Annotated in this window: 28 protein-coding genes, 1 tRNA gene and 2 pseudogenes; all 31 read left to right on the forward strand. The window is 57.4% G+C overall.

The features are described from left to right. Positions 1-4: 4 nt before the first annotated feature. On the forward strand, positions 5-313 hold the full coding sequence (gene rpsJ, locus BBOH_RS07830) for a 30S ribosomal protein S10 (RefSeq protein WP_003808013.1): 309 nt from the start codon (positions 5-7) through the stop codon (positions 311-313). A 14-nt stretch (positions 314-327) separates the two neighbouring features. Continuing rightward, positions 328-981, forward strand: a complete 654-nt coding sequence (gene rplC, locus BBOH_RS07835) for a 50S ribosomal protein L3 (RefSeq protein ID WP_033520881.1) — start codon at positions 328-330, stop codon at positions 979-981. Between the two features lie 4 nt (positions 982-985). Further along, positions 986-1,648, forward strand: coding sequence for a 50S ribosomal protein L4 (gene rplD / locus BBOH_RS07840; protein WP_033520879.1), 663 nt, complete (start codon positions 986-988; stop codon positions 1,646-1,648). 5 nt (positions 1,649-1,653) lie between these two features. Next, entirely contained in the window at positions 1,654-1,950 is a 297-nt protein-coding gene (gene rplW / locus BBOH_RS07845; RefSeq protein ID WP_033520877.1) for a 50S ribosomal protein L23, read from the forward strand. 35 nt (positions 1,951-1,985) lie between these two features. Continuing rightward, positions 1,986-2,816, forward strand: coding sequence for a 50S ribosomal protein L2 (gene rplB, locus BBOH_RS07850; RefSeq protein WP_033520875.1), 831 nt, complete (start codon positions 1,986-1,988; stop codon positions 2,814-2,816). Between the two features lie 13 nt (positions 2,817-2,829). Next, positions 2,830-3,108: a 30S ribosomal protein S19 gene (gene rpsS, locus BBOH_RS07855; protein WP_033520874.1), complete on the forward strand. Its 279-nt coding sequence runs from the start codon at positions 2,830-2,832 to the stop codon at positions 3,106-3,108. Positions 3,109-3,123: 15 nt separating this feature from the next. Next, on the forward strand, positions 3,124-3,483 hold the full coding sequence (gene rplV / locus BBOH_RS07860; protein WP_033520872.1) for a 50S ribosomal protein L22: 360 nt from the start codon (positions 3,124-3,126) through the stop codon (positions 3,481-3,483). A gap of 2 nt (positions 3,484-3,485) precedes the next feature. Continuing rightward, positions 3,486-4,313, forward strand: coding sequence for a 30S ribosomal protein S3 (gene rpsC, locus BBOH_RS07865; RefSeq protein WP_033520871.1), 828 nt, complete (start codon positions 3,486-3,488; stop codon positions 4,311-4,313). Positions 4,314-4,319: 6 nt separating this feature from the next. Next, the gene (gene rplP, locus BBOH_RS07870) at positions 4,320-4,739 is read left to right on the forward strand and encodes a 50S ribosomal protein L16 (protein ID WP_033520869.1); all 420 of its coding nucleotides are present in this window, start codon (positions 4,320-4,322) and stop codon (positions 4,737-4,739) included. Continuing rightward, positions 4,739-4,984 (forward strand): annotated as a pseudogene (gene rpmC, locus BBOH_RS07875) (50S ribosomal protein L29); the annotation flags it as partial. The gene rplP and the pseudogene rpmC, both read left to right, overlap by 1 nt. A 74-nt stretch (positions 4,985-5,058) precedes the next feature. Then, complete coding sequence (rpsQ, locus tag BBOH_RS07880; protein ID WP_033520868.1) at positions 5,059-5,325, forward strand: 30S ribosomal protein S17; 267 nt, start codon at positions 5,059-5,061, stop codon at positions 5,323-5,325. Between the two features lie 71 nt (positions 5,326-5,396). Further along, a complete protein-coding gene (gene rplN / locus BBOH_RS07885; protein ID WP_033520867.1) occupies positions 5,397-5,765 on the forward strand; it encodes a 50S ribosomal protein L14 in 369 nt (122 codons plus the stop codon). After that, entirely contained in the window at positions 5,766-6,101 is a 336-nt protein-coding gene (gene rplX / locus BBOH_RS07890) for a 50S ribosomal protein L24 (RefSeq protein ID WP_033520866.1), read from the forward strand. It begins immediately after the preceding gene. Continuing rightward, positions 6,098-6,673 (forward strand): 50S ribosomal protein L5, encoded by a 576-nt coding sequence (gene rplE, locus BBOH_RS07895; RefSeq protein WP_033520864.1) that lies wholly within the window; start codon positions 6,098-6,100, stop codon positions 6,671-6,673. The genes rplX and rplE overlap by 4 nt, the downstream gene beginning before the upstream one ends. Continuing rightward, entirely contained in the window at positions 6,673-6,858 is a 186-nt protein-coding gene (locus BBOH_RS07900) for a type Z 30S ribosomal protein S14 (protein WP_033520862.1), read from the forward strand. The genes rplE and BBOH_RS07900 overlap by 1 nt, the downstream gene beginning before the upstream one ends. Positions 6,859-6,950: 92 nt before the next feature. Then, a complete protein-coding gene (rpsH, locus tag BBOH_RS07905) occupies positions 6,951-7,349 on the forward strand; it encodes a 30S ribosomal protein S8 (protein ID WP_033520860.1) in 399 nt (132 codons plus the stop codon). 16 nt (positions 7,350-7,365) lie between these two features. Continuing rightward, on the forward strand, positions 7,366-7,905 hold the full coding sequence (gene rplF / locus BBOH_RS07910) for a 50S ribosomal protein L6 (RefSeq protein ID WP_033520858.1): 540 nt from the start codon (positions 7,366-7,368) through the stop codon (positions 7,903-7,905). Between the two features lies 1 nt (position 7,906). Beyond that, positions 7,907-8,278 (forward strand): 50S ribosomal protein L18, encoded by a 372-nt coding sequence (gene rplR, locus BBOH_RS07915; protein WP_033520857.1) that lies wholly within the window; start codon positions 7,907-7,909, stop codon positions 8,276-8,278. Beyond that, positions 8,275-9,036, forward strand: coding sequence for a 30S ribosomal protein S5 (gene rpsE, locus BBOH_RS07920; protein ID WP_033520854.1), 762 nt, complete (start codon positions 8,275-8,277; stop codon positions 9,034-9,036). The genes rplR and rpsE overlap by 4 nt, the downstream gene beginning before the upstream one ends. Beyond that, positions 9,036-9,215 (forward strand): 50S ribosomal protein L30, encoded by a 180-nt coding sequence (gene rpmD / locus BBOH_RS07925; RefSeq protein ID WP_033520853.1) that lies wholly within the window; start codon positions 9,036-9,038, stop codon positions 9,213-9,215. Before rpsE ends, rpmD begins: the two co-directional genes overlap by 1 nt. 5 nt (positions 9,216-9,220) lie before the next feature. Further along, positions 9,221-9,682, forward strand: a complete 462-nt coding sequence (rplO, locus tag BBOH_RS07930; RefSeq protein ID WP_033520851.1) for a 50S ribosomal protein L15 — start codon at positions 9,221-9,223, stop codon at positions 9,680-9,682. 192 nt (positions 9,683-9,874) lie between these two features. Beyond that, positions 9,875-11,194: pseudogene (gene secY, locus BBOH_RS07935) on the forward strand (preprotein translocase subunit SecY); the annotation flags it as partial. A gap of 225 nt (positions 11,195-11,419) precedes the next feature. Next, entirely contained in the window at positions 11,420-11,980 is a 561-nt protein-coding gene (locus tag BBOH_RS07940) for an adenylate kinase (protein WP_033520849.1), read from the forward strand. Between the two features lie 192 nt (positions 11,981-12,172). Beyond that, positions 12,173-12,391: a translation initiation factor IF-1 gene (gene infA, locus BBOH_RS07945; protein WP_033520847.1), complete on the forward strand. Its 219-nt coding sequence runs from the start codon at positions 12,173-12,175 to the stop codon at positions 12,389-12,391. Between the two features lie 21 nt (positions 12,392-12,412). Then, entirely contained in the window at positions 12,413-12,526 is a 114-nt protein-coding gene (gene rpmJ, locus BBOH_RS08660; protein ID WP_043164480.1) for a 50S ribosomal protein L36, read from the forward strand. A 127-nt stretch (positions 12,527-12,653) separates the two neighbouring features. Next, positions 12,654-13,031 carry a 30S ribosomal protein S13 gene (rpsM, locus tag BBOH_RS07950; RefSeq protein WP_033520846.1) on the forward strand — a complete coding sequence of 126 codons (378 nt, stop codon included), beginning with the start codon at positions 12,654-12,656 and terminating at the stop codon, positions 13,029-13,031. Positions 13,032-13,122: 91 nt separating this feature from the next. Beyond that, positions 13,123-13,521: a 30S ribosomal protein S11 gene (rpsK, locus tag BBOH_RS07955; protein WP_033520845.1), complete on the forward strand. Its 399-nt coding sequence runs from the start codon at positions 13,123-13,125 to the stop codon at positions 13,519-13,521. A gap of 80 nt (positions 13,522-13,601) precedes the next feature. Continuing rightward, positions 13,602-14,597: a DNA-directed RNA polymerase subunit alpha gene (locus BBOH_RS07960; RefSeq protein WP_033520844.1), complete on the forward strand. Its 996-nt coding sequence runs from the start codon at positions 13,602-13,604 to the stop codon at positions 14,595-14,597. A 107-nt stretch (positions 14,598-14,704) separates the two neighbouring features. Next, positions 14,705-15,370 carry a 50S ribosomal protein L17 gene (gene rplQ / locus BBOH_RS07965; protein WP_033520843.1) on the forward strand — a complete coding sequence of 222 codons (666 nt, stop codon included), beginning with the start codon at positions 14,705-14,707 and terminating at the stop codon, positions 15,368-15,370. Between the two features lie 132 nt (positions 15,371-15,502). Beyond that, positions 15,503-16,504, forward strand: a complete 1,002-nt coding sequence (truA, locus tag BBOH_RS07970; protein ID WP_033520842.1) for a tRNA pseudouridine(38-40) synthase TruA — start codon at positions 15,503-15,505, stop codon at positions 16,502-16,504. 392 nt (positions 16,505-16,896) lie between these two features. After that, a tRNA-Ser gene (locus BBOH_RS07975) sits at positions 16,897-16,981 on the forward strand. Positions 16,982-17,292 lie beyond the last annotated feature (311 nt).

Consider the following 17,292-nt stretch of genomic DNA (forward strand, 5'->3'; position numbering starts at 1 on the left):
CGGCATGGCGGGACAGAAAATCCGTATCAGGCTTAAGTCCTATGACCACGAGGTCATTGACCAATCGGCGAAGAAAATCGTCGAAACGGTCACGAACGCGGGTGCCACTGTTGTGGGCCCGGTTCCTCTGCCTACTGAGAAGAACGTATTTGTCGTAATTCGCTCTCCTCATAAATACAAGGATTCTCGCGAGCACTTCGAGATGCGCACTCATAAGCGCCTCATTGACATCGTCGACCCGACCCCCAAGGCCGTGGATTCTCTGATGCATATCGATCTGCCTGCAGATGTAAACATCGAGATCAAGCTGTAGGGAGGGGGAGAAACATGACGTTGCAGAGTACTAATCGCACTGCGTTGCTGGGTCGTAAGCTTGGCATGTCGCAGGTTTGGGACGACAAGGGTTTCTTCGTCCCCGTCACCTTGGTCGACGTGTCCACGAACGTGGTCACGGGTGTAAAGACCGAAGAGACTGACGGCTACAAGGCTGTTCAGCTCGGCTATGGCCAGATCGATCCGACGAAGGTCACCAAGCCTTTGGCTGGTCACTTCGCGAAGGCGGGTGTTACCCCGCGTCGCCATCTGGTAGAAATCCGTACCGACAATGCCGAGGACTTCACGCCGGGTCAGGAGCTTTCGGCGGATGTGTTCGCCGATGGTGCTCAGGTGGATGTCACCGGCACCACCAAGGGCAAGGGCTTCGCCGGCACCATCAAGCGCTGGGGCTTCAAGTCCTATCGCCGCACTCACGGTTCTCACAAGAACGAACGTCGCCCCGGCTCAGTCGGTGCGTGCGCGACTCCGAGCCGTATTCTGAAGGGCAAGCGCATGGCCGGTCGTATGGGTCATGTCACCTCTACCGTGCAGAACCTCACTGTCGTCTCGGTCGATCAGGCCAGCGGCGTAATCGCCATCAAGGGCGCCCTGCCGGGGCCCAAGGGCGGCATCGTCGTGCTTCGCTCGGCTGTGAAGGGAGCCTGAAATCATGGCAAACGTTACGTTGAAGGTCACTGACGCCAGCGGCAAGTCCGCAGGAACCGTCGAGGCCCCCGAAGATATCTTCGGCATCTCCAACGAAGAAGTCCAGGCTCATGTGCCGCTGATCCATCAGGTCGTCGTCGCGCAGCTTGCGGCAGCCCGTCAGGGCACCCACGCCGTCAAGTCCCGTGGTGATGTCTCCGGTGGCGGCAAGAAGCCTTGGAAGCAGAAGGGTACCGGCCGCGCCCGCCAGGGTTCGACCCGTGCTCCTCAGTGGGTCCACGGTGGCGTCGTGCACGGACCGGTTCCGCGCGACTACAGCCAGCGCACACCCAAGAAGATGAAGGCCAGCGCGTTGCGTTACGTGCTGTCCAACCGCGCGAGCGCGGGTCGTGTAGCTGTGGTCGACTTCGGCATCAAGGACACTCCATCCACGAAGGCTGCCGTCGCCGCGCTCAACCCGATTTCGGGCGACCAGTTCACCACCGTCGTGCTTTCACGCGACAACGTGAACGAACTGCTGTCCGTGCGCAACATCCCCACGGTGCATGTGCTGTTCGCAGATCAGCTCAACACCTACGATGTGGTGACCGCTCAGTATGTCGTCTTCAGCAAGGACGGCTTCGAGGCCTTCGTCGCCGCGAAGACCGAGCCTAAGAAGGAGGCCTGATTCACATGGTCGCAATTCACAAGCCAGCCCACGATATCATTCTCAAGCCCGTCGTCTCCGAGAAGAGCTACGCCGCCGGTGACCGTGGACAGTACACCTTCGTGGTCGCACCGACTGCCAACAAAGTGCAGATCAAGAACGCCATCGAAGAGATCTTCAAAGTGAAGGTGACGAACGTCAACACCCTCAACCGTGCAGGCAAGCGACAGCGCACCCGCACCGGCTTCGGCCGCCGCGCCAGTCAGAAGCGCGCAACGGTTACCGTGGCCGAGGGTCAGTCAATCGACATCTTCGGTAACTGAAGGTTAGCCGAGAAAGTCAAAGGAAGAACTACATTATGGCTATCCGTATTTACAAGCCGACGACTCCCGGTCGTCGTGGCGCATCGGTTTCGGATTTCTCCGACCTTACGCGCTCGACTCCTGAGAAATCGCTCGTGCGTAAACTCAATAAGACCGGCGGTCGCAATTCCTATGGCCGCGTGACTTCACGTCATCGCGGTGGCGGTCACAAGCGTCAGTACCGCTTGATTGATTTCAAGCGTTGGGACAAGGATGGCGTGCCCGCCAAGGTTGCGGAAATCGAGTATGATCCGAACCGTTCGGCTCGAATCGCACTTCTGCACTACGCCGATGGCGAGAAGCGCTACATCGTGGCGCCTAACGGCATCAAGCAGGGCGACGTCATCGAGACCGGCGAACAGGCCGACATCAAGCCAGGCAATAATTTGCCTCTGCGCAACATCCCGACCGGTACCATCGTTCACGCCATTGAGCTGCGTCCTTTGGGCGGAGCGAAGATTGCGCGTTCGGCAGGTGCGGGCGTTCAGCTCGTCGCCAAGGACGGTGCCTACGCTCAGTTGCGTATGCCCTCCGGTGAGATTCGCAATGTGGATGCCCGTTGCCGTGCAACGGTCGGTGAGGTCGGCAATTCCGATCATGCCAACCTGCAGATCGGTAAGGCGGGTCGTGCACGTTGGATGGGCAAGCGCCCGATCACGCGTGGCGAGTCCATGAACGCCGTCGACCATCCGCATGGTGGCACTACCCGCGGCGGCAAGCCGCCAGTGTCTCCTTGGGGCAAGGGCGAGGTTCGTACTCGTCATCCGAAGAAGGCTTCGAACAAGATGATTGTTCGTCGTCGTCCTAATGGCAAGAACCGCAAGTAAGGAGCGCCGATAGATGGCACGTAGCATCAAGAAGGGTCCCTTCGTCGACGCCCATTTGCAGAAAAAGGTTGACGAACAGAACGAGAAGGGCACGAAGAATGTCATCAAGACGTGGTCGCGCCGTTCGATGATCACCCCGGATTTCATCGGTCACACGTTCGCCGTGCACGATGGTCGCAAACATGTCCCGGTCTTCGTGACCGAGGCGATGGTCGGCCACAAGCTCGGTGAATTCGCACCGACGAAGACCTTCCGTGGTCACGTTCATGACGACAAAAAAGCCCGCCGCTAAAGGAAGAGAAAGATTATGGAAGCTAAAGCAATCGCACGTCACGTCCGTGTGACGCCGCGCAAGGCTCGCCGCATGGTCGACCTCATCCGTGGCAAGAAAGTGGACGAGGCCGTCACCATCCTCAAATTCGCCCCTCAGGACGCTTCGACCCCAGTGTTGAAGTGCCTTCAGAGCGCGATTGCGAACGCTCGCGTAAAGGCTGAAAAGGCCGGCGAGCCGTTCCGTGAGGCTGATATGTATGTGAGCCAGACTTATGTGGATGAGGGCGTGACGCTCAAGCGTTTCCGTGCTCGTGCGCAGGGTCGCGCTGGTCGCATCAACAAGCGCACCAGCCACATCACCGTTGTGGTCGCTAGCAAGGAAGGAGCCCGGTAAAGATGGGTCAAAAGATCAATCCCCTAGGTTACCGCCTGGGCATCACCGAAGACCATCGTTCCAAGTGGTTCTCCGATTCCAACAAGGTTGGCGAGCGTTACAGCGACTTCGTGCTTGAGGATGACAAGATCCGCAAGGAAATGAACCGCGACCTCGAGCGTGCGGGTATTTCCCGTATCACCATCGAGCGTACCCGCGATCGAGTGCAGGTCAATCTGCATGCAGCTCGTCCGGGTATCGTCATCGGTCGCCGCGGTGCGGAGGCCGAACGCGTGCGCGCCAAGCTTGAGAAGATTACGGGCAAGCAGGTTCAGCTCAACATCTTCGAAGTGAAGAACGCCGCGATCGACGCACAGCTGGTTGCTCAGGGTATTGCCGAGCAGCTGACCAACCGTGTCACGTTCCGTCGCGCCATGCGCAAGGCACAGCAGGACGCCATGCGCGCCGGTGCCAAGGGCATCAGGATCAAGCTGTCCGGCCGCCTTGGAGGCGCCGAGATGAGCCGTTCCGAGTTCTACCGTGAAGGTCGCGTGCCGCTTCAGACACTGCGCGCCCTGATTGATTATGGCTTCTTTGAAGCCAAGACCACTTACGGCCGTATCGGCGTAAAGGTTTGGATCTACAAGGGTGACATGACCGAACGTGAGTTCGAAGAGCAGCAGGCACAGGGTGCCAACAACCGTGGCCGTCGTGGAGCGGACCGTCGTCCGCGCCGTGGCGCTCGTCCTTCTTCCAACGCCTCCAAGGCCGATTCCCAGGGTTCTCGCTCTGAGTCGCCGGCCCCGGCCGCGGATCAGCAGGCCGAGCCCGTCGTGGAAACGAAGGAGTGAGCGAATATGCTTATCCCAAAGAGGACTAAGTACCGTAAGCAGCAGCGTCCCACGCGTAGGGGTATGTCCAAGGGCGGTAATGAGATTTCGTTCGGTGACTTTGGCATTCAGGCCTTGGCTCCGGCTTACATCACCAACCGTCAGATTGAGGCGGCTCGTATCGCCATGACCCGTTACATCAAGCGTGGCGGTCGTGTGTGGATCACGATCTTCCCTGATCGCCCGTTGACCAAGCATGCACTCGGAAGCCGAATGGGTTCAGGTAAGGGTACTCCTGAGTTCTGGGTTGCAAATGTGCGTCCTGGCCGCGTGATGTTCGAGATTGGTGGCGTTGACGAGACCACGGCGAGGGAAGCCCTTCGCCGCGCTATCGACAAGCTGCCCATGAAGTGCCGTATTATCGCACGTGAAGGCGGTGACATCTGATGGCAGTCGAATCTGCATACACTATCAACAATCTCAACGAGAAGACCAACGCGGAGATCGAGGGCTTCCTCAAGAAGTCCAAGGAAGAGCTGTTCAATCTGCGCTTCCAGAACGCCACAGGTCAGCTCGAGAATCCCTCGCGCTTGAAGACCGTCAAGCACGACATCGCCAGGATGTACACCGTCCTGCGCGAGCGTGAGCTCGGCATTACAGTCGAGCCGGCCGCTGCCGAGGTCAAGGATGAGTCTGAATCCAAGGCGAAGAAAGCTAAGGCCACGAAGACGCAGTCCGACGAGACCAAGACTGAGGAGAAGTAAGCATGGCTGAAGAGCAAGAGCGCAACTTCCGCAAGACCCGAATCGGTTATGTCGTGTCCGATGCCATGGACAAGACGATTACCGTCGAGCTTGAGCAGCGTTCGACCCACCCGCTGTATGGCAAGGTCGTCCGCTCCACGCGCAAGGTCAAGGTCCACGATGAACACAACGACGCCCACATTGGCGATCGCGTGAGTATCATGGAGACTCGGCCCCTGAGCAAGACCAAGCGTTGGCGTCTCGACTCCATCGTCGAGCGCGCCAAGTAATAAGTTCGGCAAGGCTCTGCCGCTTACCTTTACGGGTGGCGGCGGAGAACCAGCTCGGCTAAGGAGAATCAATGATTCAGCAGGAAACGCGGCTTCATGTCGCCGACAACACGGGTGCCAAGGAGATTTTGGCCATCCGAGTGCTCGGCGGATCGAAGCGACGCTATGCCGGCATCGGCGACGTGATCGTCGCCACCGTCAAGGATGCAATCCCCGGCGGGTCGGTTAAGAAGGGCGATGTGGTCAAGGCCGTCGTCGTCCGCACAGTCAAGGAGCATCGTCGTAATGACGGCTCATACATCAAGTTCGATGAGAATGCCGCTGTGATTCTTGGCTCCGGCCATGAACCCAAAGGCACTCGTATCTTCGGACCGGTCGGTCGTGAGTTGCGTGACAAGCACTTCATGAAGATCGTGTCGCTCGCCCCGGAGGTGATCTGAATGGTAGCAAAGATCAAGACCGGAGATGAGGTCAAGGTCATCCGTGGCAAAGACCGCGGCAAAGAGGGCAAGGTCACTCGCGTACTTCCCAACGATCGGCTGATTGTCGAAGGTGTGCAAATCGTCAAGAAGCATGTCCGCGCCACCCAGCAGGGTCAGCAGGCAGGTATTGTCTCGGTCGAGGCTCCGATTCATCGCTCCAACGTGATGGTTATCGATCCTGAGACCAAAGAGCCCACTCGTGTCGGTGTGAAGATCACGACCGACGAGCGCGACGGGAAGGTCAAGACCGTGCGTACGCGCGTCGCCAAGAAGTCCGGAAAGGAGCTGGCATGACCGATGCAACAGTTGAAGCGCCGGCAACCCCGCGTCTGAAGCAGCAGTATATCGACAAGATCGTGCCTGAGCTGGAGAAGGAGTTCAAATACTCCAACCCCATGCAGGTGGCGAAGGTCACGAAGGTCGTTGTGTCCATGGGTGTCGGTGCCGCGGCTCGTGACTCCAAGCTCATTGAAGGCGCCGTCAAGGATCTCACCGCCATAACCGGTCAGAAGCCGAAGATCACCAAGGCCAAGAAGTCCGTAGCGCAGTTCCATTTGCGTGAAGGCCAGGCAATCGGTGCATTCGTCACGCTTCGCGGCGATCGCATGTGGGAGTTTCTTGATAGGTTGCTGACACTGGCTCTGCCGCGTATTCGTGATTTCCGCGGTATCAGCGACCAACAGTTCGACGGCCAAGGTAACTATAACTTCGGCCTCACCGAGCAGTCCATGTTCCATGAGATTGATCCTGATGCGATTGATCACCAGCGTGGTATGGATATCACCGTGGTCACCAGCACGAAGGACGATCAGGAAGCCCGCGTTCTCTTGAAGCATCTCGGCTTCCCGTTCAAGGAGAACAAATAATGGCAAAAACCGCTTTGAAGGCTAAGGCGAGCGCCAAGCCGAAGTTCAAGGTGCGTGGCTACACGCGCTGCCAGGTTTGCGGTCGTCCGCACTCCGTATATCGTAAGTTCGGCCTGTGCCGCATCTGCCTTCGCGAGAAGGCTCATGCCGGTCAGCTGCCCGGAGTGACGAAATCCAGTTGGTAAACATCGACGCTGAAGGTCCCTTGCTTGGTCTGTGCCTTTAAGGTGCGGGCCAAGCGGAGGAAACCACGGCGAGAAAGGGCGGCAAGCCCAACATGACAATGACAGATCCAATCGCAGACATGCTTACGCGTCTGCGCAATGCGAGCACGGCGAAGCACGACACTGTCGTTATGCCGTACTCCAAGTTCAAGGCGGCGATCGCCGAGATTCTCAAGCGCGAAGGCTACATCAAGGACTTCGTCGCGAAGGATGCTCGCGTCGGTCAGGATCTTGAAATTACGCTTAAGTACGGAGCCCATGGCGAGTCCGCCATTCAGGGTATCAAGCGTATTTCCAAGCCGGGCCTGCGTCGCTACACGAAGTCGGATTCGCTGCCTATGCCTCTTGGTGGCATGGGTGTCGCAATTATTTCGACAAGTGCAGGATTGTTGACCCAGAAGGAATGCCTCGACCGGGGCATTGGCGGCGAAATTGTCGCCTTCGTTTGGTGAGAAAGGAGAGCCGAAAATGACTTCACATATTGGTAAGCTCCCCGTCACCATTCCGGCTGGCGTAGAGGTCAATATCGACGGACAGGCGTTCAGCGCCAAGGGACCTCAGGGTTCCGATTCCTACATGATTCCGGAGGGCATTACCGCTCGTGTCGACGGCGATCAGATCGTCCTCGAAACCGCGGATGACAGCCGTCAGACCAGCGCCTACCACGGTCTGGCCCGTGCGATGGTCGCATCGAAGGTCAAGGGTGTGCATGAAGGATATACCAAGACGCTTGATATCGTCGGAACTGGTTATCGTGCGCAGATGAAGGGCAAGAGCATTGAGTTCTCGCTCGGTTACTCTCACACCATCACCATGGATCCGCCCGAAGGCATCACCTTCGAGTTGCCCAATGCCAACCAGGTGGTCGTCAAGGGCATGGATAAGCAGTCGGTCGGTCAGACCGCGGCCAACATCCGTGCGCTGCGCAAGCCGGAACCCTATAAGGGCAAGGGCATCAAGTACAGCGATGAGCACATCCTGCGCAAGGCTGGAAAGGCTGGTAAGTGATATGACAGTCAAGATTCTCGGTAAGGGTAAGAAGGTAGCTCGGCTTAGGCGTCATGCGCGTCTGCGCAAACGCATTTCCGGCACTCCTGAACTCCCTCGTCTGGTGGTGACTCGTTCGAACCGTCACATGGTTGCTCAGATTGTTGATGACACCAAAGGGGTAACTCTGGTGTCCGAGTCCACGCTCGCCCATGACTTTGATGGTTTTGATGGCACGAAGACCGAAGCCGCCCAGAAGGTTGGCGAGCTGATTGCCAAGAAGGCCAAGGATGCCGGCATCAATGCCGTTGTCTTTGACCGTGGCGGCAACAAATATCATGGTCGCGTCGCAGCTGTGGCTGAAGGCGCCCGTCAGGGAGGTCTGGCACTGTGAGCGACAACGAGAAGGAAACCCAAGTGACTGAAGACACTCAGAGCACCCAGGCGTCCGACCAGGAACAGCAGAACCAAGGCCGTGAAGATCGTCGTGGTGGTCGTCGTTCCGGTGGCCGCGGCGAGGGTCGCGGTGAAGGCCGTCGTGGTGAGCGTCGTGGCCGTCGTGACGATCGTCACGATGACGATATGCTCGACCGCGTGGTGGCCATCAACCGTGTGTCCAAGACCCGTAAGGGTGGTCGAAGCATGAGCTTCGCCGCTCTCGTGGTCGTTGGCGACGGCAATGGCACCGTTGGTGTTGGTTACGGCAAGTCCCGTGAGGTTCCTGCGGCAATCGCCAAGGGACAGCTCGACGCCAAGAAGCACATGTTCAGCGTGCCGCGTGTACGTGGCACGGTCACGCACCCGGTGATCGGGCACGATGCAGCTGGCACCGTGCTCCTGCGCCCGGCGGCTCCCGGTACCGGCGTTATCGCCGGCGGTGCGGTTCGCGCCGTCATGGAGTGCGCTGGCATCACCGATATTCTGACCAAGTCGATGGGCTCGGCAACGGCGGTCAACGTCGTGCGCGCTACTGTCGATGCGTTGAAGAATCTCGAGGAACCTGAAGAGATCGCGGCCCGTCGTGGACTGTCGGTTGAAGAGGTCGCCCCCGATACGATGCTCCGTGCGCGTGCCGAAGGTATCGCCGAGGCTCGCAAGGCTCGTGAGGATGCCAAGGCATCCGAAGAGTCAGCAGCGAAGGATGGTGAGTGATGGCAGATCTGAAGATCACACTGGTTAAGGGTTTGGTTAACCGCAAGCCGGCTCAGCGCGACACCGTTCGTACTCTGGGTCTGAGGAAGATCGGCCAGTCGGTCGTCCGTCCGGACACTCCGTCTACGCGCGGTCTGGTTCAGGCGGTTCGCCACCTGGTCACCGTCGAGGAGGTCTGATAGACATGGCAAAGCAAGAGGAAAACACCATTCTGCAGATGCATGACCTGCGTCCTGCTCCCGGTGCCAAGAAGGATCGTATCCGTGTGGGTCGTGGTGAAGGATCCAAGGGTAAGACCTCCGGTCGTGGCGACAAGGGCACGCTGAAGCGTTATCAGGTTCGTCCTGGTTTCGAAGGCGGCCAGTTGCCGCTGTACATGCGTTTGCCCAAGTTGCGTGGTTTCAAGAGTCCGTTCAAGAAGGAATATCAGGTCGTCAATATCGCGACTCTCGATAAGCTTTTCCCGAAGGGCGGCAAGTTGACCGCCGAGGATCTGGCTCGTGCAGGCGCTGTGCGTTCCGGAGAACCGGTGAAGGTCCTTGGTGATGGCGAAACGAAGTCTGCTTTCACTCTTACGGGTGTTAAGGCTTCCGCTTCAGCCCGTGCGAAGATCGAAGCCGCTGGCGGCTCGGTTTCCGAGGACTGAGCAATGAATTATTGAGGCCGGGTGGCATGGCTACCCGGCCTCTTCATATTTCGACCTACGAATGCGAGCACTGTTGTGCGCGTTGCGTTACGTTGTGATTTGGTAGATGCTGTACGCTAAACTCGCTTATAGTGTGTTTTCATCGGTGCATCGGTTGCATCCGATGCGTCGAAATTGGAAGGGGAAACCCAGGTGAGGACGTTAATCCAGGCCTTTAAGGCGAAGGAACTTCGCAATAAGATTCTTTTTGTAATCGGCATGATTATCATATATCGAATCGGTTCGTTCATCCCCACCCCAGGGGTCGATTTCAAGGTTGTGCAGCAGTGTGTGGGCACTATGAAAACGACTCAAGAGAATTTCGTGGGCTTGGTTAATCTTTTCTCCGGCGGTGCCATGTTGCAGCTGTCGATTTTTGCGCTAGGCGTGATGCCTTATATCACCGCATCGATTGTCGTTCAGTTGCTGCGTGTGGTTATTCCTCGGTTTGAGGCACTGCACAAGGAAGGGCAGTCCGGAGAGGCGAAGCTTACTCAGTACACCCGTTATCTCACCATCGGTCTGGCGATTTTGCAATCGACCACGATTCTTGTTACGGCACGTTCAGGTGCCTTGTTCAATTATCAATGCGGACAGGTTATTCCGGATAGCTCAGTGTGGAACCTTACCGTGATGGTCCTGGTGATGACCGGTGCCACCGGCCTGATCATGTGGATGGCGGAGTTGATCACCGATAAGGGAATCGGTCAGGGCATGTCCATCCTAATCTTCATGTCCATTTGCTCCGGCTTCCTTCCGCAGCTGTGGGAGATCGGTTGGGGCACCAACGGCAAGAACGGCGATTGGGTGAAGTTCGGCATAGTCACGGCCGTGCTTCTGGTGATTCTCGCCTTCGTCGATTATGTTGAATTGGCGCAACGCCGCATCCCAGTCCAGTACACCCGTCGCATGATTGGCCGTAAAATGTACGGCGGCTCGTCAACGTATTTGCCGCTGAAAATTAACATGAGCGGCGTCATTCCACCGATCTTCGCTTCGTCTATCCTCGCGATTCCAACCCTTATCGCCCAGTTCGGCAAGGCGGATAAGCCCTGGGTCAAGTGGATCAATGCGAATCTTGCGAACACCACATCGGTGTGGTACATAGGCTTGTACTCATTGATGATCGTGTTCTTCTGCTTCTTCTACACAGCTATCACGTTCGATCCCGATGAGACGGCGGACAACATGAAGCAATACGGCGGTTTCATTCCGGGCATCCGCGCCGGCAATTCCACCAGCCATTATTTGAGCTATGTCATGAACCGTTTGAACACGGTGGGCGCGGTGTATCTGTTGCTGGTGGCCCTGATTCCAACAGTGCTTATCATGGCTCTTAAGCTCAATTCCAAACTGCCATTCGGCGGTACGACCATCCTGATCATCGCGGGTGTCGGCCTTGACACACTACGCCAGGCCAAGGCCCAGACCGAACAGTTCCAATACACCGGCTTCCTTCTTGAAGGCAATGACCATCTGGAAGGTAAAGACATCGATGTGGAACCCAAGTCCAAGATCTCGAGTGATGACGCTCACAGCGACAGTGAGAACGCGACTGAGGTTCAGGATGTCAACGGCAAAACCAAAGTTGCAACCGGTCGGAGCAATGATGACAGCATCTTGTCCGACGCAGGCAAATTGAATGACGCCAGCGATAGTAGCGACGACAGCAGAAAGTAACAAGAGGAAGTAAGGTAAATGCGTATTCTGATTATGGGCCCGCAGGGTGTCGGCAAGGGAACCCAGGCGAAGTTGTTGGCGAAGCACTATGGGATTCCACACATTTCGACCGGAGACATGTTCCGCTACAACATCAGCAACAAGACCCCCTTGGGTGTGGAGGCCGCAAGCTATACCGACAAAGGTGAACTGGTTCCTGACGAGCTGACCAACAAGATCGTCAAGGATCGTCTTGCGATGGACGACGCCAAGGACGGGTGGATTCTTGATGGATACCCGCGCAACGCCTCGCAGGTGGTGGCGCTCGATCGGATGCTGGATGAACTCGACACTCCGCTCGACAAAGTGGTGGCACTCGACGCCGATCGTCAAACCCTGATGAAGCGTATCGCTCGTCGCGCGCAGGAGGAGGGTCGTACGGACGACACCCCTGAGGCGATCGATAAGAGACTGAAGACGTACGACGAGCAGACGGCTCCGTTGCTTGATACGTATAAGAGCCGCGGACAGCTTGTGCTTGTGGACGGACAAGGCGATATCGACGAGATTTCGCGGACCATCATCGGTTTGCTTGGCTGATTGCCGGTCTTGCCCAAGTTGCTCGTGAGTTCCAGATAGTTTTGCGAACTGCGATTGCGGTACGGCATGTGTTGTGTTGAGGTTTCAGCCAACACGCCGTACCGTTTGTTGTATACCCTTGTGGTATATTTATAAGTTGGTGTGTCTTCAGATATACCGAAATGTGATACCTAGAGGAATGGAACGAGGCCAATGGCAAAAGACGGTGTGATTGAAGTCGAAGGGCAGGTGGTGGAAGCGCTGCCCAACGCGATGTTTCGCGTTGAACTGGAGAACAAGCACATCGTGTTGGCCACCATCTCCGGCAAAATGCGCAAGAATTATATTCGCATCCTGCCTCAGGATCGTGTGGCGCTTGAGATGAGCCCCTACGACCTGAACCGCGGTCGTATCACGTACCGCTATAAGTAAAGGTACAAGCAAAGGAAAACCATGAAGGTCAGCCCTAGTGTGAAGAGGATCTGCGAGAATTGCCGTGTGATCCGCCGTCACGGTCGCGTCATGGTGATTTGCTCCAACCCGCGCCACAAGCAGCGCCAAGGCTGAGAGCAGTTACCTGCCGACAACAACAGAAGGTGCCAAGTCACAGCATTAGCTGAACCCCAGGTACGTAGGCCTGGGCCGTGAAAGCGGACGATTTGGTACACACCTACGGAAAATAGAAGGAATCGCAATGGCACGTCTTGCCGGAGTCGACATCCCCAATGAGAAGCGCATCGAGGTCGCCCTCACCTACATTTTTGGTGTCGGTCGTACCCGCGCGAAGGAAACGCTTGCCGCCACCGGAGTCAATCCGGATACGCGCGTCAAGGATCTGAGCGATGAGCAGCTGATTACGCTGCGTGATTATCTCGAGGGTAATTACAAGATTGAGGGTGATTTGCGTCGTGAGATCGACGCAGATATTCGCCGCAAGGTTCAGATCAACTGCTATCAAGGTCGTCGCCACCGCCAGGGTCTCCCTGTTCGTGGTCAGCGCACCAAGACCAACGCTCGCACCCGTAAGGGTCCGAAGCGCACAGTCGCAGGTAAGAAGAAGGCCACGAAGTAATTCGATAGTAGTTCCGCCAGGGCGTTCAAGCCATTATCGCCCGGCGTGACGCACAGTAATTCGTTATCGTATTTTAAGGAGACGAGGATCAATGGCAGCTCCCAAGCAGGCCGCGCGTAAGCCGCGTCGCCGGGATCGCAAGTCGGTGCCGGTCGGGCAAGCGCATATCAAGTCCACATTCAACAATACCATCATTTCCATCACCGATCCCTCGGGCGCCGTAGTCGCTTGGGCTTCGGGTGGCGATGTCGGTTTCAAGGGCTCTCGTAAGTCCACTCCGTACGCTGCAGGCATGGCTGCCGAATCGGCCGCTCGCAAGGCATCGGAGCATGGCGTCAAGAAGGTTGACGTCTTCGTCAAGGGTCCGGGTTCAGGTCGTGAGACCGCAATCCGTTCTCTGCAGTCCGCAGGTCTTGAGGTCGGTTCCATCACTGACGTCACCCCGCAGGCCCATAACGGTGTGCGTCCTCCAAAGCGTCGCCGCGTCTGAAGCACTTCATTCATTCATTTAGTCCAACCCGCTTATGGCCGGCGAGTGCACCACAGGTCAGAAGCTGAAAGGATATCACAGTGCTTATCGCACAGCGTCCGACTCTTACTGAGGAAACCCTCAATCCGCAGCGTTCGCGTTTCGTCATTGAACCTCTTGAGCCAGGTTTCGGATATACGCTCGGCAACTCCCTGCGCCGTACGCTCCTGAGCTCGATTCCGGGAGCTGCTGTCACTTCCGTGCGCATTTCCGGCGCACTGCATGAGTTCACGACCTTGCCGGGTGTCGTGGAGGATGTCACTGAGATCCTCCTGAACATCAAAGGTATCGTTCTGACGAGCGAATACGACGAGCCCGTGGTCATGTATCTGCGCAAGAACGGTAAGGGCGAGGCAACCGCCGGAGACATTACGCCTCCTGCCGGTGTCACCATCGCCAATCCCGATCTGCACATTGCTTCCCTCGCGGAGGATGGAGAACTTGAAATCGAGTTCACCGTCGAGCGTGGCCGTGGCTATGTGCCGGCGCAGATGAACAAGCAGGACAACGACGAAATCGGTCGCATCCCGGTCGACTCCATTTATTCACCCGTGCTCAAGGTGAGTTACAAAGTCGAAGCGACTCGTGTGGAACAGCGCACGGACTTTGACAAACTCATCCTTGATGTTGAGACCAAGCCGGCGATTTCGCCTCGCGATGCCGTCGCGTCGGCTGGTTCGACACTGGTCGAGCTTTTCGGCCTGTGCCGTGAGCTCAACACTCAGGCCGAGGGCGTTGAAGTGGGTCTTCCCCCCGTCGAGGAGGAAGACAACCCGGAGATGTCCGTGCCGATTGAAGAGCTCAACCTTACACAGCGCAGCTATAACTGCCTGCGGCGCGAGGGGATCCACACGGTCGGCGAACTCGTCGCTCATACCGAGCAGGATCTGCTCGACATCCGCAATTTCGGTATGAAGTCAATCGATGAGGTCAAGGAGAAGCTCGAAAGCATGGGTCTTTCCCTTAAAGCCTCGCCGTTGGGCTTCGATACCAATAGTCTAGAAGGTGGCACGTTCTTCTCTCCCGAAGACGAGTAAACGCCAACTTCACATACCAGCCTTAAGGCAACGAGGAATCGTCTCGGATGTTCGGGCGTATGCCCACCTGAGCGATTCCAAGCCTTGGGGCATAAGGAGTAATCAATATGCCTACACCTAAAAAAGGCCCACGTCTGGCTTCGAGCCCAGCACATGAGCGCCTGATGCTTGCGAACATGGCGACCAGCCTGTTCGAGAACGGTCGTATCGTCACCACTCTGCCGAAGGCCAAGCGTCTTCGCCCGTTGGCCGAGCGCCTCATCACCTTCGCCAAGAAGGGCGATCTGGCAAGCCGTCGTCGTGTCATGCGCGTCATTCGCAACAAGTCCGTCGTGCACAAGCTGTTCACCGAAATCGCCGAGCAGATGCAGCAGCGTGAGGGTGGTTACACCCGTATCATCAAGATTGCCCCGTCCAAGGGCAACAACGCGCCGCGCGCCATCATCGAGCTCGTCACCGAGCCGGTCAGTGCCAAGCAGTCCGTGGTCAAGGAAGCGCAGACCGCCGCTGATGTCGCCGCCGACAAGGCCGAAGTGAAGAAGACCGAGGCCAAGGAAGCGGAAGTGGCTGCGGACGTGGCCGCCGACGAAGCCCAGGTCGAGGAAGCGAAGGCCAAGGACAACAGGGGCAAGGATGAAGTCGCCGCTGATGTTGCCGCAGACGAGGCTGAAGTCAAGGAGACCGAGGCAAAGGAAGCCACGGCTGAGGCCAAGGAAGCTCAAGTCGACCAGGATGTGGCCGACGATGAGGTTCAGGTCGAGAAGGCTGAGTGATTTTTCCCTCATATTAGGGATTTTCGCTCTTCGGTAAGTCGATGAAGAGGGTCAGGATTTCAAGTCCTGGCCCTCTTTGCATATTCCTGAAAATCGGCAATCGAATCATGCCGCCCGCTATACTGGACAGCGATGAGACTACGAATCGACTTGGCTTACGATGGCGGCGGCTTTTACGGTTGGGCCCGCCAGCCCGAATTGCGCACGGTGCAGGGGGAGTTGGAGGCTGCACTCCACAAGGTGCTGCGTGTGCCTGACAGCGGCTTGATCGATCAGGGAAGTCGGAATAGCCCAGATGATAATCAGATAACCAGTGATGCGTCGGCTTTCGGTGATGGTCAAAGAGACGCAGAAGCTGATGATCGTACCGAGTTATTGAGGGTGACGGTCGCCGGGCGCACCGACACCGGGGTTCATGCCGCCTGTCAGGTCTGCCATCTCGATTTGCGGCAGCAGACGCTCTCGCGTTGCGTGGGTCATATGGATGTGCCGCCGACCAAGGCATTGCTGCGGCGCCTGCGCCATGCGCTGCCGAACGACATCGCGGTGCATGCGGTGTCCGTCGCCCCGTCCGGTTTCGATGCTCGTTTTTCGGCTCTGGAACGTACCTACGTCTATCGAATCTCGGACGACTGCTCTTCCGTGGATCCGAGATTACGTGGATTCGTGCTGGCTCTTGACGATACACTCGACATCGAGTCCATGAATGAGGCCGCTGCCATGACGGTGGGCCTGCACGACTTCGGTTCGTTCTCGACGCCGAACCCCGGAGGCACCACCATCCGTGAGGTCAAACGTGCCGTGTGGCGGCGGGTGCCTGAACGTTGCATGTTCGATGATGGCTCGGAGCTCTATCGTGTGCCTTCGTTGGATTCCGGGCTCCTCACGTTTACCATTGTGGCCGATGCTTTCGCCCATAACATGGTCCGTTCGTTGGTCAACGCCTGCGTGCAGGTCGGGCGCGGCAGGAAATCCCTCGACTGGTTCGCCGATAAGATGGCAAATCCCGTGCGTGAAGGCTCTACCGGCCCAATCGCCGCCTGTGGACTGACCCTGGAACACGTCGCCTACCCATCAGACGAGGAGCTGGCCTCGCGCGCCGCCTCGATACGGGCTCGCAGAACGCTTCCGTGAAATGCGGGATCGCGTGCTGCATGTTTGGTGTTTGTCGCTCGATTCTTACTTCCAGGGCAGGGGTGCAGGTCGAGACGATGGACAACCGTGTCGCGAGGTCGTTTTGAGATCGGCAAGTGAAAGGCTGACGGTAAGACATCCGGCAGAGCCGGTGCTTTGTGCTGTAACGCAGTAGACCCCTGTTGTCGCCAGCCCCCATTGGTTGTCGTCGGGTCAGCTCTGGGTCGGCCTCGAATAATAAGTCATTTCGTCTTTCGGTACAGCGGTAGAACTGCTCGCTCAACTGCGCCGCCAGGGTATGGCGGAGGATCATGCGCCGCTATGCGCCACGCCCAATTGCGTGCGTCGACCTCAGGGCTTATACTGGAAAAGTTGCGTTTGTCGTAACGTATGGATGAATGTCCGAGCGGTCTAAGGAGCACGCCTCGAAAGCGTGTGAGGAGAAATCCTCCGCGAGTTCGAATCTCGCTTCATCCGCAGGCAGGGTTCCGGGTTTTCGCCCGGAACCCTTTTGTTATGTCGGGATGGCCGGGATTGCTTTGGTTGTTCCATGAGGCGTGGCTCAGGTTGTTTCGCAGTGGTTTCGGAAGGCGGTTACGGTTCCAAAACGGTCCTGTGGAAGGAATCCCGGCGCTGTCGACAAAAACAATCCAGAAAAGTATCTAGGCGGCGCCAATGGGTTGGAGCGCGGAAATCGGTCCCTGTTGGTCCGTCTGCTGGCCGTCGCCTTCCCGATGACCGGGATTGTCGGTGGTTTGAGGGCCAATATGTTTCCACCGATATGCATC

This window comes from Bifidobacterium bohemicum DSM 22767, assembly GCF_000741525.1.
GTDB lineage: Bacteria > Actinomycetota > Actinomycetes > Actinomycetales > Bifidobacteriaceae > Bifidobacterium > Bifidobacterium bohemicum.